The organism is Flammeovirga sp. SubArs3 (assembly GCF_947387565.1).
Lineage (GTDB): Bacteria > Bacteroidota > Bacteroidia > Cytophagales > Flammeovirgaceae > Flammeovirga > Flammeovirga agarivorans.
The window spans coordinates 427,929-445,886 of the sequence record NZ_CANDOA010000003.1 but is presented as its reverse complement, the minus strand read 5'-3'; the positions used below and the strand labels follow the sequence as shown (position 1 = coordinate 445,886).

Genomic DNA, 17,958 nt, shown 5'->3' with positions numbered 1-17,958 from the left:
GAGTAGATATTATTCTACTCTTTCCCAAGTTTGTGTCTTGTACATAAAACCAAGGTAACCTCGTACTTGAAGTTTTCCATTCTCTACCCAAATTTTACCATTGTAGATCTTGCCGTTTTCAGGTTTTAGAATTTTCCCATCAATCCATTGATCTCCATTCTGTTCCATATCCCAGATGATCTTCATGCCAACGATTTTCTGGTCCTTAAATTCATCTGAACATTTTTCACAGATACTATCTTCGGGATCTGATAATAATTTGATGATTTTCCCAAACATCTTGTCTCCATCTTTGTAAATTTCGACATAAGCTTTTGCTTGGTCTGTCTCATCATCAATTGTTTTCCAAACACCAAATACCGAAGATTCTTGAGCATTAACATGGTTAATGAAGAATGCAAAAATTAGAGAGAATAAAAATAAAGTTCTATTCATTTTAATAAATTATATACACTACTATTCAATTACAATTTCTTTTCCTGAATAAAAATCCAGAATTTTCTTAGAGAAAATAAATTGATATTTTGAACGATTTAATTCTGCTTTAGCTATGTTTAAATTATTTTCAGCAACGACATAATCTGTTGTTGAAGCGGCTCCGGAAGTAAACCTTTTATTTACAGAACGGAACTGTTCTTCTAACGATTCAACTGACTTTTTATTTGATATATATGTTTTTTGTGCAGATAAAGCATTAATATATGCTTGTTCAATATTCTTTCTTAGATCATTAAGTTCTTGTTGTAATTGAACTTCATTTTTCTTGATCGTAATTTTAGATTTATTGACTGCTGTTTTTACATTTCTACGACTATAAATCGGAATATTTAATTGCAATGTTGCCACTTGACTAAAGAAATTCTCGAACTGTGTCCCTAATGAATTATCATTTGGATCAATAGGGTTCGTATAGTTTGATGAATAACTTGTATTAAGGTTCCCATTGAAGTTCAGACTAGGATAATAGTCTGCTTTAGCAATTTTCTTTTGGAATTCAGCAACCTCGATATTTTTCTCAGCTCTTTTAATCTGAGGCATAATCTCCATAGATTCTTGAAATACAACATTTGAAGGCACAAACTTCATTGTTGTATCAGGTTCACTAAGTTCCGGAATTTCAATAGAGAACAGCGTATTAAAATCTAACTGCATTGACTGCTTTAAAGTTAATAAAGCAATATTGTAGGAGTTCTCTGCTTCAGTTAATTGCCTTTCTGTATCAGCAAACTGAGACATAAGATCCAATAATTCTGATAAAGGAGCAGAACCAGCTTCAACAAGCCTTTTTGTTCGGTCAACTTGTTCCTCTAAAGTTCTTACCCTCTTTTTCGAAATCGAAACATTTTCCCATTTAAAAATCACATCTAAGTAATTTTCCGTTACTTGAATGATGATATCATTTTCAATTTTCTCAACACCATATTCAGAGCTTTCAATATTAGCTTTTGTCTGCTTAATAGTGTTTGAAATCTTTCTACCATTAAAAATTGGTACACCTACAGTAGCACCAAAACTACCCGTATTAATACTTTGTTGGGTAAAGACGTTGGTAGTAGGATCGGGGTTTAAACCTCTATTGAAGCTATGTTGATAAAAACCAGATACATTAGGGTATCTTTGGGATCTTGCTTGCTTGTATTCCTCAGTTCTTTCGTCTACATCATAATCCTGTAATTTAACGTATAAGTTATTTTCAATGGCATATTCTACACACTGTTTATAATTCCATAAACTATCAGGAGTTTGTGCTGATAATGACGATGACGATGAAAGTAAAAATATGAAGAGTTTGTGTCTGAATTTCATAATAAATGCATGAGCACTTAATCAAAAAAATATTTATTGCTATAAGTTAAGAAAGAATTATCTCCTTTCTTAACTTAGTCGTCCACATTTGGTAAAAAAGTTACATTCAATACCCATTTAATACTTTTTAGATATTCCATAGTTATATCTCTTGGTGCTGAATCCATTTCTATAAATTGACATGCCGTTTGGTGTTTACCTTTTCTAGAAACAGTCATTTCTGCGATATTGACATCTTCTTGTGCCAATAGATTTGAGATAAATGAAATAGCTCCTTTGCGATCTTCTGCTGTAACCATAAGAGTGGGAGAGTTAGCACTAAAATTTGAAGAATATCCATCTACTTGTCTGATAGAAATAATTCCTCCGCCTTTACTTACACCTACAATTTCTGTTTTAGTTTCTCCCTTGGTTAGGATAAGTTTTATTGTGTTAGGATGGTGTGCCGAAGCATTCCCCACAGGTCTGAATTCATAGTCAAAGTTATTGGATTCAGCAATATCAAAGGCTTGTTTGATATTAGGGTCATCGGTACTCATTCCCATTAATCCAGCAATAATTGCCTTATCGGATCCGTGACCTTCGTAGGTTCTTGCAAAAGAATTATAGAAAACGATTTCTGCTTTCTCTGGGGTTCCTCCTAACATTTTATGTCCAACTCTTCCGATACGAACAACCCCTGCGGTATGTGAACTCGATGGACCAATCATGATGGGTCCAATCATGTCAAAAATACTTGATTTTTCGGCCATTTATTTTGTGTATATGTTTATAGTATGTGTAACTGCAAAATAAGGTATTTAATTCTTTAAATAGAATTATTTGAATACAAAAAAATAGTCACTCTAATGAATAAAGTGACTATTTTTTACAGAAGATCAGTATTAAATTTTAAGTAAAATACTGAATGGGATTTGTATTTATCTCTGTCTTATAAATCTTATGATTCCCTATTTGATCTTTTAGATAATCAATAAGAAGGTCAGAAGTGAACTGTTCACTTTCAAAGTGTCCAATATCAGCAATCATAATTCGATCTTCAGCATCAAAGAATTCGTGGTATTTAAAATCACCTGTGATAAAAATATCTGCATTGACACCAATTGCATTTCTTAAAAGGAAACTGCCTGCACCCCCGCAGACTGCAACCTTTGAAATTGTATCTTTAATTACCTTTGTATGTCTAATTGCACCACACTTAAAAGTCTCTTTTACCTTTGATAAAAAATCATTTACAGTTATTGGTTGAGGTAACGTTCCATACATGCCGGAGCCAATAGAAGTATTTGTTATATCTAAAGGGGCAATATGGTAGGCCACTTCTTCGTAAGGATGACTTTGATGCATTGCACTTAACACTTTTCCTTTTAGGTGTGCATTAAATTGAACTTCAATTTTTACCTCTTCGATCTTTTCTAATGTATTTTTATTACCTAATGTAGGATTCGAACTATCATTACCTTTAAAGGTTCCTGTTCCCAGTGTTCTAAAACTACATGAAGTATAATCACCAATAATCCCCGCTCCAGCATCAGCCAAGGCATTTGCTACTTTATCAACATTTTCAGAAGGAACAAATACTGATAATTTCTGAATATTATTCTTCGTAGGAGATAAGATATTTAAGTTTTCTAATCCTAATAGTGAGGAGATCTTATAATTCACACCATGACTCATATTGTCTAGGTTAGTGTGGATAGCATATATGCTTATATCATTTTTAATGGCTTTAATAATTGTTCTTTCAACATAATTTTTGCCATTAAATCTTTTTAATCCTTTAAAAACGATAGGGTGGTGAGCAACAATTAGATTACAGTCCTTTTTTATAGCTTCATCAACAATTTCTTCAGTGCAATCTAAAGAAACTAAAATACCAGTTACCTCATCATGACCACTACCCGTTATTAGTCCGGCGTTATCATAATTTTCTTGGTATTGAGATGGAGCTAACTGCTCTAGTAAATTGACTATATTTTTAACTTTCATATTCGTAAAATAAATAAAGCTCGAATCTAATGAAACGAGCTTATATTTATATAAATAATTGATATTTTATTAATCGTGGTCTTCCATTTTTTTGTTGAAAGTTAATACCGGACGAATAGCATGATTTGCAACTTCCTCTGCAATACTTCCCAATAAAATATGTTGAATACCTGTTCTGCCATGTGTAGACATAGAAATCATATCAGCATCGATAAATTGAGCAAAACCTCTAATTCCTTCTTCTTCAGAAAAGTCATTAAATGTATGAACTTCATAATTCTCAAACTTATTATCCTCCGCAAATTCCTCTAACTGTTGGATTGAGAATGGGGTTGCTTCGAAATTACCAGGTGTTATTACTTTAACAAAATGAATTGTAGCATCATATAATGATTGGAAAAGTTTCAGTGTAGCGATAGCACCATCACTTACCTTATGAAAGTCAGCTGCATAAACTATCTTCTTAGGAGCAAAGTGACTTGCTTGTTTCTTGATAGTTAATACAGGTACTTTAGATAAGCGTATGATTTTTTCTGTATTGGAACCTATTAGATATTCATCTAGCCCACTAATTCCTTGAGAACCAATAATAATAAGGTCCGTTTTATCTTTAACAACAAAATCGGCTAAGTGTCGTTGAAGCGAATCAAACTCTATATGTTTTTCAATTTTAATATTAGGGTTTTCTTCAATAATTTTATTGATTTTATTATTGACTACTTCTTGTAATTTGGTGGTGTAGTGGCTGTAAATTTCAGGATCATCCATGCCTATATCTCCAGCACCAAATACAGACAAGCTATCATAATGGTTTATTGTTGGGATATCAATTACATGTAATAATGAAATTGAGGCGTTATTTAATTTTGCAATCTGAACAGCTACCTCTAATGCATTTGTAGCTTCTGGTGAGAAGTCTGTTGGGACAAGGATATTATGAATTTTCATTTTCTTAGGTCTTTAAATTATTTATATCAATATACATCTTCTGAAATTAAAATTCACTGATCATTGTCAATAAAAGTGTAAAATTTACAAATCTGATTGAAGTGATTTTATTTCAAGAAATGCATTAATTAAAGCTGGGATTGAAGCATCTGCATGGCTATCTCCTTCGATACTTTCAAATGTGACATTTAAATTTTGAGATTCTAATTCATTAAATAATTTTTGTGATGAAGAGTAGGGTAGAATCTCATCGTTAGGGGAATGGTACAAAAATATTGGGATATTAGTATTTATAGTTCCAATTGAATTGTTTCTCAGATGTTGATACATACTATTATCAGAATTACCATTTTTCATCTCACTTATAAAATTGCTATTAAACAAAAGATGGAGAGAATCTGGCAATATGTCATTTACCTCAGAAGTAGATAAATTACCATTTAATATTGAGGGAATCTGTTCAGCAATATCTTCATGAAAATAACTTTCTAATCCAGAAGTTTCATTGTAGTAAGAATAATAGGAATAGATCACTAATGCCAGGAATGCAGGAGATGCGTGGGTTTCTTCTTTTAGTATCTCTTGCATCACATAGATCAGATCATACCCACCAGCTGCGGCTAAACATGCCTTCACCTCAAAATTATCGGGCAAAGCTGCGATATTCTCTAATTGTGTTAAACTAGAATATCCGCCTTGTGAGTATCCAGAAATAAATACATCATTAGAAGAATCTTTATTAATTTCCTCTAGTAATGTACTAGTTGCTTTTACTAAATCATAAGATGAATTCGCAGTTTTATCATTAATATAATAATATTGAGGAATTGTAGAGGAGCTTCCAAAACCTATGAGATCAGGTGTCATTACGATAAAATCCAAAGCAGCACCAAATTCATAAGTGGGTATTGGACTTACACTAGGAGCAGCTGTATGTTCAATGATTGTCCCCCGGTTAAGTAATATCAAGTCATTCTGAGAGTCCGTACTTGGGACACTAACCACTCCAGAAGCCTCTATAAGATCATTATTTTTATCTTCTGTAAGATATTTTACTGAATAGGTTGTGATACCATTTTGAATATAAGGCTTAGCCAATGATAATCCTCCAAAATCAGCAAGAGTAAGTAATTCATTTTGTGAAAATTCTGATTTTATTTCATAGGATACTAGTTGACCGGCTTCAGGTAGTGTTTCGTTTTCAGGTGAGTTATCATCATTATTACATGAGAAAACTATAGATAATAGGATAACAAGAAAAAGTTTATTCTTAAAAGAGAAAGAGCACATACGTTTTTATTTTTAAGTTATAACGCAATGTGCTCTTTCACAAATTATTTATCCTTTAATCGCTTCATTGTGTAATGCTTTACGATTCGAGGAGCGTCTATTATAGTTTTTCTTTAGAACCGGATAGGACAATACCGAAAGTAGAATAATTCCTGCTCCAACATAAAAACCAGGTGACATCGTCTCTTTTTCTCCAAATAGAATAAGTGCTAAAAGAATACCATAGATAGGTTCTAAGTTTACAGTTAGGTTGACCTGAAAAGCACTTAAACTCTTTTGTATCTCTACACATACAGCATAAGCAATTGTAGTACAAACGATTGACAATACTAACAAGTAAAAGGTGTCCATCATTGAAGGAACCTCCAACCAAGTTTCTCCTTCTGAAAGAAACGGTAATGTAATTAATGCCGTTAATGCTCCTCCTATCATTTCATAGAGAGTGATTTTAGGAGAGGAAATACTCTTAACAAACTTTCCATTAAGCACACTAAATAGTGAACCTACAAATGCAGCCCCAAGTGATAAGATCAGACCTAAGGCATGATCAAATTCAAATTGGAAAATGATATATAAACCAACAATAACGAATAAACCGAGAATTACTTCGTAAGGTTTAATACTCGTTTTATTAAATAGGGGTTCTATTATTGATGTGAAAAGGGCGGTGGTCGCAATTCCTGCTAGACAAACACTGACCTTTGATATTTTTGCAGACGTAAAAAATAAAATCCAATGCAATGCTACTAAACTACCCGTAAGAATAAGTTTAATGGCATCTTTGGAAGATACTTTCATTTCCCAACCTCTTAATTTCATAAATACACCCATTGATAAAGCAGATATCAATGTTCTGTAAAATACTAGTTGGAAAGAATCCATCTCGATGAGAACACCGAGAATAGCCGTGAAGCCCCATATAAAAACTATTATATGAAGTTTAATTTGTTCGTTGATCATTCGGCGGAAGTATAAATATTTACGTTTAAAATTGGATGTGCAAATGTAAAAAAAAGAGTCTAACTTTCATTAAGTCAGACTCTTCTTTTTAATATCTATTGTGATAATTATTTCTGCACTCTCAAGTAGAGGTATATGGTCACAAAGAAGAATATTATATTTGGTAGCCAAGCTGCTAAGAATGGACTTAATGTATCTGCTTCTGCAATTGCTCTACTCATTAACACCATTAATAAGTATACAAAGGCGAGGATAAAACCAACAGCGATAAGGAATCCTGAACCGTGTCTAGATTTAACTGAAGACACACAAACTCCCATAAGAGTAAGTATTATAATCGCAAAAGGATAGGCATACCTTTCATATAATGCGTTTTCATAAACACCAAGATTACCAACTCCTCTAGATTTTTCTTTTTCAATATATTCAGAAAGCTCTGGGTTAGTCAAAGTTTCATGAAGTGCATATTTACTTTCAAAGTACTTTGGTTCCAGATTCAATTTCATTTTCAGTGAATTTCCTTTAGAGTATTTTTGAGAACCATCAGCATTAAAGATGTATTTCTCGTATTTATCAAAAGTCCATTCTTGATTTGTAGAATCCCATTGGATTCTGTTTGCTGAAATCTTTTCTAATAATTTATTTCCATCAAAAGTTTCTAATGTAGGTCTATAACCTCTTTTGATTCTGTTATTATAAGATTCAACATATAAGTATGTAGAGTCACTTACTCTGTAATGAATATCTCTTTCATTGAAATAGTAGGGGCTTTTTAGGTATTTAATTTCAAAAGCCACTCTAGTTTTTGATGAGTTTGGAACAACCCAACCTAATAAACCGAAGATCACTAAACCAACAATCGTTGCACCTACAAAGTAAGGAGCAAGGAAACGTTGATATGAAACCCCATTACTCAGAATTGCTACAATTTCTGTATGAGAAGCTAAGCGAGCTGTCAAGAATACAACAGCGATAAATATAGATAATGGACTAAGTGTATTCACCCAGTGTATAAATAGGTTAACGTAATATTCTGAGAATACGTAACCGAAATCTAATCCATGCTTTAAAAAGTCATCTTGTTTCTCTGTATAATCTACAATACAAACAATGATGTTTAATAAAAGGACTACAAAAATAAATGTCTTAAAAAACTTTTTGAGAATATACTTATCCAGAAGTTTCATATGTCTGTCGTATGAATTTTTATATGACAATTTGCCCGAAGGCTTATCAAATACAAAAAACGAATTCCTTTGGTAATTTTCCAACGTTAAACTCAAATTGATTGTACAAATCAACTTCTTTTAACGTTGTTTCACATCAAAAAAGGAAAACATAATTTGTGTTTTTTACTGTTCAGTATTTATCAGCGTACAGCCTAAAATACATCTTTTCAATTTGGGGCAAATTTGTATAAAAAACAAAGCCTTCCAAGAAAGAAAATCTTGAAAGGCTTCGAATTTATATGAAATAGTTGAATTACTCAACGATATCAATTTTCAAGCTATTTGTTTTACCTTTCTTAGTAAGAGGTAAAGCAGCGATATTTACATATCTGTCACCTTTAGCAAGGAAACCTTTTTGTACTAAGATTGCTTCAACTTCTTTGAAAGTTTCAGTAGAAGATTCTTTTGGTACAAAGTGGAATGCTTTAACACCCCAAACTAGGTTTAATGTAGCAGCTAACTTTTGGTCAGAAGTGAAGATAAAGATTCTTGTATCAGGACGGTGTCTTGAGATACGAGAAGCAGTAAATCCAGTTGAAGTTAAACCAATAATAGCTTTTGCTTCTAAGTCTTTTGAAATTGCAGCAGCAGATTGAGCAATTAAGTTACCTGCATAGCTATCTAATGACTTATCGAAATCATAAGTCTTGTTGTAGATTTGAGAAGCTTGACGCTCAACAGCAGATAAGATTCTTACCATTGCTTGAACAGTTTCTACTGGGTAATCACCAGCAGCTGATTCAGCTGATAACATTACTGCGTCAGCACCGTCATAAACAGCGTTAGCAACGTCATTTACCTCCGCACGAGTAGGACGAGGGTTAGTGATCATTGATTCCATCATTTGTGTTGCAACGATCACTGGCTTACCAGCTTTGTTACACTTAGCGATGATTTCTTTTTGGATGTTTGGAACATCTTCGAATAAGATTTCAACACCAAGGTCACCACGAGCAACCATGATAGCATCAGTTACTTCTAAGATAGCATCAAAGTTTTCGATTGCTTCAGGACGCTCGATTTTAGCGATCACTTTAGCATCTGAACCTTTAGATTTGATGATTTCTTTTACTGATGTAATATCTTCTGGAGTTCTTACGAAAGAAAGTGCTACCCAGTTCACACCTGCTTCTAAACCGAACTCTAAATCTCTTCTATCTTTTGCAGTTAAAGAAGCTTCAGAAATGTTTGTATCAGGTAAGTTCATACCCTTACGAGACTTTAATTTACCACCGTGAACAACTTCAGCGATGATTTCATTTCCTTTTACTTCAACAACTCTTACACACAAGTTACCATCATCAATCATGATATTGTCACCTGCTTTAACATCTTTTACGATATTAGTGTAAGTAGTAGATACTTTTTCTTTTGTACCAACTACAGGAGTGTTAGTGATGATGATTTGCTCACCTTCAACAATTTCTACAGCACCGCCTTCCATCTCGCCGATACGGATTTTAGGACCTTGCAAATCTTGTAAAATCGCCGTATTGTGACCGAACTTAGAGTTGTATTCTGCTACCCAGTTAATAACTTTTTGGTGCTCTTCATGAACATCATGAGAGAAGTTTAAACGGAATACATCAGCTCCTGCGTGGATTAACTCAAGGATCTTTTGTTTATCTCTTGTAGCTGGTCCAATCGTAGCGACGATCTTAGTTTTGTTGATTGCGATACTCATAGTTTTTAATTAACGAATATATATAAAATTGAAATGATCGAGTTAAATTACAGTTTTATAAAAACTGTTCAGTAATTTTGACTCTCTTGTTTGAAACACATGCGAATTTATTAGATTCCAAATAAGGGTGCAAATTATATTTAATCATCTTATATTAACAAATGCAATTATCCATCGAAAAATGGCTTTTAGATAGAAAATTGAGGTCAAAAAAGACGATCGCCATCCTCATCGATCCCGATAAGTGGTCAAAAGAAGTACTTTTTTTTCTAAAAAATGGCAATAAAAATCACCTACCTGATTTTTTTTTAGTCGGAGGCAGTCTACTATCATCGAATGCACTAGAAAGTACAGTTCTTGATTTACAAACATTAGGAAAACCAGTGGTGCTTTTTCCTGGTAATTCTATGCAGGTAACTTCCCATGCAGATGCGATATTATTTATGTCTTTACTTTCTGGGAGAAACCCCGATTTTTTAATTGGACAACAAGTACAAGCAGCATATCAGGTGAGGGAAAGTAATTTGGAAGCAATACCCCTTGGCTATATTTTAATTGAAAGTGGTGTCACTACTTCTGTACAATATATAAGTAATACTGTACCTATTCCATCCAATAAAAATGATATTGCTATCAGTACATCAATAGCTGGAGAGCTTTTAGGAATGAGAGCTTTTTATTTAGAAGCGGGTAGTGGGGCAAAAAATTCTGTTCCCAATACAATGATAAAAGGTGTTAGAGAAAATGTAGATGGGCTATTATTTGTTGGTGGTGGTATAAGGGATATATCAACTGTTGATGATAAATTTAGAGCAGGAGCTGATATAGTTGTCATAGGAACTGCATTTGAAAACAACCCAAACTTTTTAGAAGAGTTGTATCAATACAAAGAGCAATATAATGCAACAAAAAAATCTTCACATTTATAATTATGTGAAGATTTTTGGTATAAGTGTCTTAACCCTTATTGATTATTGTTTTTTGGTTTGTAATACCTTTTTCTTTGCTGTGAGGAATTAGGTGAACCATCATTTGATCTTCGCTGATCATTATTTCCTTGATATCCACCACTTCCTTTCTTTTTGTTATACTGTTTGTTATAACCACCTTTATTCTTATTGAAATTTCTGTTTTTTGAGAAAGGCTTCCTATGTTGCTTTTTTCGTATTACAGGAGAATATAATGGTCCTTGACCAAGAAAAGGAGGGTTTTCACCTTTCTGAACATCAATTCCTATTAATTGTTCAATTTTAGCAAACGATGTTTGTTCTTTGGGGCTTTCATTGATAAATGTTACAGCTAAACCTTCTCTAGATGCTCTAGCTGTTCTACCTATTCTATGAACATAATCTTCTGGATCTTTAGGTACATCGAAATTAATAACCAATTCTACTGTTTCAATATCAATACCTCTAGAAATGATATCTGTACCTACTAAGATCTTTGTTTGCTGTGCTTTAAACCTTAATAAAACTTCTTCTCGTTCTTTTTGATCCAGATCCGAACTTATTCCTTCAGCACTTAATCCTCTCTTTTTCAAGAGGTTTGTCACTTCAGTAACTTTGGATTTTGTACTTGTGAAAATAATAACACTTTCATATTCATCCTGTCCAACAAGAAAGTCAACCATAGGACCTTTTTGATTGTCATACAATAAGAATGCTTTTTGTGTTACATTTTTTGAAGTTTTAGAGATAGCGATATTTATCTCTAATGGATTATGAAGTAATTCTTTTGCTAAAGTCCTGATTTTAGGAGGCATTGTAGCAGAGAAGAATATGTTTTGTCTCTTTTTGGGTAGGTGAGAAGCAATTTGTAAGATGTCATCATGGAATCCCATATCTAACATTCTATCGGCCTCATCTAGTATCAGGTTTTTTACTTTATCTACATTTGCTCCAATATTCAAATGTGATAATAATTTACCTGGAGTAGCAACGATAATATCAACACCTCTTTTTAATGCGTTTCTTTGGTTAGAAAAGCTACTAGAGTCTCCTCCATAAACAGGAATTGAAGTTACAGGAGTGAAATAAGATAACCCTTGAATTTGATGATCAATCTGTAAAGCTAATTCTCTTGTAGGTACAATTATGATTGTATGTGTATCAGTACCATCATAATCAGACATATGAATCTGGTGCATAATTGGAAGTAAAAACGCTGCAGTTTTACCTGTACCAGTCTGAGCACATGCAATAAGATCATTCCCGTCTAAAATAGCAGGTATCGCTTGTTCTTGGATAGGAGTAGGTTCTCTAAAATTCATAGAGTAAATTCCATCCAAAAGATCATCGTTTAAATCAAAATCGTCAAAAGTCACCTTATTTGAGTTATGTGTTATGTTAATTGTTTAATTTATTAAAAGCTTCAATAGCTTTTCTTACTGAAGAGTGTTTTTCTAAGAGATCTTGAGCAAGGTCTTCATTTGCACCGGTTTCATCGATGACCATTTTAAGTGCTCTTTTTTCAAGCTTATGATTGGTTAATTGCATATCAACCATCTTATTGCCTTTCACTTTACCTAACTGAATCATAACGGAAGTAGAAATCATGTTTAATGAAAGCTTTTGTGCGGTGCCCGCCTTCATCCTTGTACTACCTGTTACAAATTCAGGTCCGACAATAACTTCTACAGGATAATTCGCTACTTCAGCCATTTTACTATTGGGATTGCAAACAATACATCCTGTAAGAATGTTGTTTTTATTTGCTTCTTCAAGACCTCCAATTACATAAGGAGTTCTACCGGAAGCAGCAATACCTATTAGTGTATCGTTTTCACCAATATTATACTCTTGGAGGTCTATCCAAGCCTGTTTTGGATCATCTTCAGCATGTTCCACTGCCTTTCTAATCGCTCCATCTCCACCAGCAATAATTCCAATGACAAGATCAAATGGAACCCCAAAGGTAGGAGGGCACTCAGAAGCATCAACTATTCCAAGTCTTCCACTTGTACCTGCCCCGATATAAAACAATCGTCCACCATTTTTCATTCTGGGAACGATCTGCTTTACTAATTCTTCAATTTGTGGAATTGATCTCTCAATTGCTTGAGGAACGGATTTATCTTCTTTGTTCATGGAATGTAAAAGTTCTTTTACATCCATGTTCTCAAGATTATTATAATTAGATGATGATTCTGTGATCATATATTAGTTCATTTTTCTACGAATTTACAAAATAAAGACGTAGAAAAAAGAAATGCGTCTAAATCTGTGACATTATGTATTCAATTTGTTCTTCAGCTGGAGAGATATCTTCCCATATAGTATTCAGAAAACTTTTTGTTCCTTCTGTGCTTAAGTCAACAACACCGAAAATATAATTTGAACAATCAGATTTATTTTCAAGTGAAATACTATGAATTAACTTTTCACCTACCTTCTTAATATTCACCTGATTGTTATTAAAATCTACTTTTGCTTCTAATCGGTAGATTTTCTTTTCTCCACCGATCAATATATTATTCATAAGCTCAAGAGAATAATCAATACTTGTTTCTGCTTTAAGTGGTAAGACAAAACAACTTAATTGTTCATTGATCTTTTCAACATAAACTTTACTGTTATTCGCTTTCTTAATAAGCTTATTGATATTTTTTGATAAAGAAAGTGCGTTAGGGTTTACTTTCTTTGCGAAGTAATAATTACTAGGAAATTCATCATTTAGAATTAATCGATCTGCGAAAGCAATATCATGCCATGATATCTTCTCATTTAAGTGGGCAAGATCTATTAATTCTTTTTGAGTATATGCCACTGTATCTTTCCATATAAACTGACTCATGATTTCATCATCTGTCATGACAAGGTGAGCTGCATACTCTAATGATATTTCACCATCTGTATATAAACAAACATCAGTATTTGAGGAATTTAAAACTCTTTCAACCCAATTAAATTCTTTGTCCATTTTAATCCATTTTGCCAAAGAATTATTCCCTGTAGGAGCGAATAAGATTGTACCACCTTTCGCCGTCGGAAGAAAATTAGTAATTGTGATAAAGTTCTTTAATTTCATAATGTTTGGATAGCAATGTTTCTTGATTCTCATAAACATAAACAAAGATTTCAACACAAAAGATTCATTTTGATTATGAATAAATGTTTATGAACTAAAGAAGCATTTAGTTTGTTTTAGTTGTTATTTATAAAAAATAAGCCTTCGTTAGTATTACCTTAATTTATTAGAGAAAGCTGTAAAAAAATAAACTTCTCTTAGTGAAGAAGTTTATTCTCTTATATAAAGTTACACTCTTTTGATATTATCACAAATAATTGCAGTAGCAATTGCCACATTTAACGATTCTGCTCCTCCATATTTAGGAATCGTGATCTTAGTGGAAAGGATTTTATGGATTTCATCACTAATGCCATGAGATTCACTACCCATTACCATTATACTTTTTCCTTTTGGCTTGAAATCATGAATATTCTCTCCATTCATATCCGCACCAATTATTTGAATTCCTTTTTCTTTATATTCAGATAATTGTTCTACTAGATCGACAGTATGGAATTTAATCCTTGTGAAAGCACCCATACTTGACGCAATCACTTTAGGAGCAAAGGCATCAGTACATTGTTTCGATAAGAATAGATTTTTAATTCCATACCAATCTGCAATACGTAAAATGGTTCCTAAATTCCCTGGATCTCTTACATCGTCTAAAGCAATACTAAACGAGTCAAGATCATCAACTGAAGGAATTGAGAAAGAAGGCATTTTTACAACAGCTAACCCTGTATCATTAGTTTGCAAATGACCATTTTGCTTTAGAAGGGTAGGTGTTGTAGTGTCATCAATAACCTTTGAATTAAATTTATATTGATCTAATAATGGTAGAAGTTTTTCTGTATGAAATAAAGCTTCTATTTCTAAATCAGATCTAAATAATTCTTCAAGGTTTTTATACCCCTCAACAATAAATTGTTGTGTTTCTTTTCTTTTTTTCTTTTGAAGTAATGCTCTTACTTCTTTACTCCAACGTTTATTCACTATTTTCTTCTTTTGAATTCTGGAATTTCTAAAGCATCATATACTGCATCTAAATTTACAAAAGAATGATTGACTCGATTACTTAGTATAATTAAGAATGCTTCTGTTCTAGGAAAATGAACGAACATAGTAGAAAAACCTCTCCACCATCCTCCGTGATATACAACGATGTCTTTGTCTGAAGTTTTAAATAACCTCCAGCCATAACCATAATTGTAGTTTCCTTTTCTTAGAGGGCTTTGAAATGTATAGGCTTCTTCTAAAGTCTCTTGTTTTAATAAAGAGTCTTGTAACAAAGCGACATGCCATTTAAACATATCTTCTACATTAGAATAAACGCTTTTATCACCTAAAACTCCATTTAAAAAGAAATCTTCGTACTGTCTACCTCGACCAGTATGTCCAATAGGGACATTCTCATGGTGAACTTTCTTATCGGTAAAAGTGAAAGTACTATCCATATGTAATGGAGTGAAAATTCGATCATCAAGAAAAGTCTCAAAAGATTGTCCTGATACTTTCTCTACTATACCTGCCAATAACATATAGTTAGAGTTTGAGTATCTAAATCTCTTATCAGGAGAACCATATTTTCCAGGAGCAAATTCAGTAAGATATTCGATACACAATTTATTATAAATAGGAGATTGCTTATCCTTAATCTTTTTGTCCATTAAATAGATATAGTTAGGCAGACCTGATCTATGATCTAACAACATTTTAATGGTAATACCTGGATAAGGTAAATCAGGGAAGAATTTATTTACACTATCACTGTAAGATAACAATGAGTCTTGTGCTAATAACATTATTGCAGCAGCAGTAAACTGCTTAGATACAGAAGCCAATTGAAAAGGATCATCATCTTGTAATTTAATCCTTCTTCTAATATTTCTATATCCGAATGCTTTTTTATAAACAATCTGTTTATTCTTTCCTCCTAAAACTACACCATTGAACCTTCTTTTTTTATGTAACTTATTAAAGGTTGAATCAAAAATATGATAGTAAAAATCTTTTTCTGATTGTGTTAGTGTATCTAGGGTAAAAGTACTTTGAGTAAGAACCTCTTCTTTATTGCTCTTCTGCTCTTCATGTTGTTTGCATGAAGTTATAATGAGACAACTGAAAAGAAATATGAGAATATTTTTAATCACTATTTATTACTATTTCACTTCAAAATCTAAAAGCTTTTTTCCTTCGATAAAACCTTCAATTTTATCTCCAATGGTTACAGGACTAACGCCTTTAGGTGTTCCTGTAAAAATAAGATCACCCTTTCTAAGGGTAATATATTTAGAAACAAAAGCTATAATTTCATTGACATTCCAAAGCATCATAGATGAGTTGCCATTCTGCTTTTCTTCTCCATTAAGTTTTACACTAAAATTGATGTTCTGAATATCTTCAAATTCAGAAATAGGGGTGAACTCAGAAATTGGGGCACTTCCGTTAAAACCTTTTGCAAGGTCCCAAGGTAATCCTTTCTCTTTTAATTTAGTTTGTACATCTCTTGCAGTAAAATCAATACCTAAAGCCACTTCATCATAATATCTTGAAGCAAACTTTTCTTGAATGTATTTACCTTCCTTACAGATTTTCACAACTAATTCTACTTCGTGGTGAATGTCATTTGAAAATGCTGGGTAATAAAAAGGGGCATTGTTACGTAAAACAGCGGTGTCTGGCTTTGAAAATATTACGGGTTGATCTGGTCGTTCGTTATTTAGTTCTTCAATATGATCAACATAATTTCTGCCAATACAAATAATTTTCATGTCAAGAATAATTAATGTGGTAAAAAAAAGCCCGATAAATAAACTCTATCGGGCAATTTTTATGAGATATTCAGTACTATTTATTTTTTAGTAGCTGCTTTTCTACCTCTTGTAGATCTACGTTTTGGAGCTGGTTCCGGCTCTTCGATGATTTCCACATCTGTTAGAACTCTACCACAGTGCTCACAAACGATTAGTTTCTTTTTCTCGCGAATATCTGCTTGTCTTTGTGGTGGAACAGTATTGAAACAACCTCCACAAGCACCTCTTTTTACAGATACTACAGCAAGACCATTTGATGAATTTTCTCTAATCTTATTATAAGATCTTAATAATCTCTCATCAAGATGTTTAGTCGCTTTTTCTCTTTGCTTAAGAAGCTTTTGCTCATCAACTTCAGATTCAGCCATGATTTCATCAAGCTCACTCTTTTTAGTTGAAAGATCTTTTTTACGCTCCTCAAGTCTATCTTTAGTGCTCAATACACGCTCACGCTTAATTTTTTCTTCAGCTTCGTTATCACGAATCTTCTTTTGAGCTACTTGAATATCAAGATCAAGCATTTCCATCTCTTTAGTAATGGCATCAAATTCACGGTTATTTCTAACGTTCATTTGTTGTTCTTCTAAATAGACGATACGCTTTTTGAAGTCTTGAATTTTACCTCTGTATTGATCAATATTTGCCTCAACCTCCGCAAGATCTCTTTTTAAGTTTTCTATGCGTGTTTCGAAACCTACGATCTCATCCTCTAGGTCTTGAACTTCTTCTGGCAAGTCGCCGCGTAATTTGCGGATTGCATCTAGTTCGCTATCGATTTGTTGTACTTTCGAAAGCGCCTCGATTCTTTGGGCGACAGTATTCTCCATAGGGATTGGTAAAACTAATTGTTGACATTAAATTTCTTTTGTGCACTCAAATTAACTAAAAATGCACGAAATGCAATTTTACTAAATAAAATCGTAATAATCTGCATTAATTAGAATTAATAACGATTCAATTTAATATTTGAATACAAAAAAAGGCTAGTAGTAGTTACTAGCCTTTCAGTGCTCCCAACTGGGCTCGAACCAGTGACCCTCTGATTATGAGTCAGATGCTCTAACCAACTGAGCTATGGGAGCTGCTTTTCTTATTGAAAGCGATGCAAATATAGAGGATTATTATTTTACAATGCAAAAGAAAAAATAAAGTTTTTTGTAACTCTTTTTTAATTGATTGTATTACAATAGCTTATTTTTGAAAATCTTTTGAAGAAAATTCTTCTGAT

Annotated in this window: 17 protein-coding genes and 1 tRNA gene; 1 reads left to right on the top strand and 17 read right to left on the bottom strand. The window is 32.9% G+C overall.

Features of this window, described 5'->3' with window-relative positions; genetic code table 11:
* Nucleotides 1–9 precede the first annotated feature (9 nt).
* The 9 genes from QL232_RS10915 to pyk form a co-directional block, all read right to left on the bottom strand.
* Complete coding sequence (locus QL232_RS10915) at nt 10–435, bottom strand: DUF2147 domain-containing protein (protein WP_281614137.1); 426 nt, start codon at nt 433–435, stop codon at nt 10–12.
* A gap of 21 nt (nt 436–456) precedes the next feature.
* Entirely contained in the window at nt 457–1,806 is a 1,350-nt protein-coding gene (locus tag QL232_RS10910; protein WP_168883182.1) for a TolC family protein, read from the bottom strand.
* Nucleotides 1,807–1,880: 74 nt separating this feature from the next.
* Nucleotides 1,881–2,558 carry an L-serine ammonia-lyase, iron-sulfur-dependent subunit beta gene (gene sdaAB / locus QL232_RS10905; protein ID WP_168883181.1) on the bottom strand — a complete coding sequence of 226 codons (678 nt, stop codon included), beginning with the start codon at nt 2,556–2,558 and terminating at the stop codon, nt 1,881–1,883.
* Between the two features lie 139 nt (nt 2,559–2,697).
* Entirely contained in the window at nt 2,698–3,795 is a 1,098-nt protein-coding gene (locus QL232_RS10900) for a Nif3-like dinuclear metal center hexameric protein (RefSeq protein ID WP_281614136.1), read from the bottom strand.
* A gap of 69 nt (nt 3,796–3,864) precedes the next feature.
* Nucleotides 3,865–4,743, bottom strand: a complete 879-nt coding sequence (locus QL232_RS10895) for a universal stress protein (RefSeq protein ID WP_281614135.1) — start codon at nt 4,741–4,743, stop codon at nt 3,865–3,867.
* An 84-nt stretch (nt 4,744–4,827) separates the two neighbouring features.
* Nucleotides 4,828–6,033: a lipase family protein gene (locus QL232_RS10890; RefSeq protein ID WP_281614134.1), complete on the bottom strand. Its 1,206-nt coding sequence runs from the start codon at nt 6,031–6,033 to the stop codon at nt 4,828–4,830.
* Between the two features lie 48 nt (nt 6,034–6,081).
* Nucleotides 6,082–6,993 carry an EamA family transporter gene (locus QL232_RS10885; RefSeq protein ID WP_281614133.1) on the bottom strand — a complete coding sequence of 304 codons (912 nt, stop codon included), beginning with the start codon at nt 6,991–6,993 and terminating at the stop codon, nt 6,082–6,084.
* Between the two features lie 107 nt (nt 6,994–7,100).
* Nucleotides 7,101–8,180, bottom strand: coding sequence for an LptF/LptG family permease (locus QL232_RS10880; RefSeq protein WP_168883176.1), 1,080 nt, complete (start codon nt 8,178–8,180; stop codon nt 7,101–7,103).
* Nucleotides 8,181–8,475: 295 nt separating this feature from the next.
* Nucleotides 8,476–9,906 (bottom strand): pyruvate kinase, encoded by a 1,431-nt coding sequence (pyk, locus tag QL232_RS10875; RefSeq protein WP_281614132.1) that lies wholly within the window; start codon nt 9,904–9,906, stop codon nt 8,476–8,478.
* A 161-nt stretch (nt 9,907–10,067) separates the two neighbouring features.
* Here pyk and QL232_RS10870 point away from each other — a divergent pair, with 161 nt between their 5' ends.
* Nucleotides 10,068–10,835, top strand: a complete 768-nt coding sequence (locus QL232_RS10870) for a geranylgeranylglyceryl/heptaprenylglyceryl phosphate synthase (protein ID WP_281614131.1) — start codon at nt 10,068–10,070, stop codon at nt 10,833–10,835.
* A 35-nt stretch (nt 10,836–10,870) separates the two neighbouring features.
* On the opposite strand, the gene QL232_RS10865 is transcribed toward QL232_RS10870, so the two are convergent.
* The 8 genes from QL232_RS10865 to QL232_RS10830 all read right to left on the bottom strand — a co-directional run bounded on the left by QL232_RS10865 (nt 10,871) and on the right by QL232_RS10830 (nt 17,812).
* On the bottom strand, nt 10,871–12,229 hold the full coding sequence (locus tag QL232_RS10865) for a DEAD/DEAH box helicase (RefSeq protein WP_281614130.1): 1,359 nt from the start codon (nt 12,227–12,229) through the stop codon (nt 10,871–10,873).
* A 22-nt stretch (nt 12,230–12,251) separates the two neighbouring features.
* The gene (gene murQ, locus QL232_RS10860) at nt 12,252–13,061 is read right to left on the bottom strand and encodes an N-acetylmuramic acid 6-phosphate etherase (RefSeq protein ID WP_281614129.1); all 810 of its coding nucleotides are present in this window, start codon (nt 13,059–13,061) and stop codon (nt 12,252–12,254) included.
* Between the two features lie 58 nt (nt 13,062–13,119).
* Nucleotides 13,120–13,932, bottom strand: a complete 813-nt coding sequence (locus QL232_RS10855; protein ID WP_168883171.1) for a hypothetical protein — start codon at nt 13,930–13,932, stop codon at nt 13,120–13,122.
* Between the two features lie 228 nt (nt 13,933–14,160).
* Nucleotides 14,161–14,910, bottom strand: a complete 750-nt coding sequence (locus QL232_RS10850) for an RNA methyltransferase (RefSeq protein ID WP_281614128.1) — start codon at nt 14,908–14,910, stop codon at nt 14,161–14,163.
* Entirely contained in the window at nt 14,910–16,067 is a 1,158-nt protein-coding gene (locus tag QL232_RS10845; RefSeq protein WP_281614127.1) for a serine hydrolase domain-containing protein, read from the bottom strand. Before QL232_RS10845 ends, QL232_RS10850 begins: the two co-directional genes overlap by 1 nt.
* Nucleotides 16,068–16,076: 9 nt before the next feature.
* A complete protein-coding gene (locus tag QL232_RS10840) occupies nt 16,077–16,688 on the bottom strand; it encodes a fumarylacetoacetate hydrolase family protein (protein WP_281614126.1) in 612 nt (203 codons plus the stop codon).
* Nucleotides 16,689–16,768: 80 nt separating this feature from the next.
* Nucleotides 16,769–17,557 carry a C4-type zinc ribbon domain-containing protein gene (locus QL232_RS10835; RefSeq protein WP_281614125.1) on the bottom strand — a complete coding sequence of 263 codons (789 nt, stop codon included), beginning with the start codon at nt 17,555–17,557 and terminating at the stop codon, nt 16,769–16,771.
* A gap of 181 nt (nt 17,558–17,738) precedes the next feature.
* Nucleotides 17,739–17,812, bottom strand: a tRNA-Ile gene (locus QL232_RS10830).
* Nucleotides 17,813–17,958 lie beyond the last annotated feature (146 nt).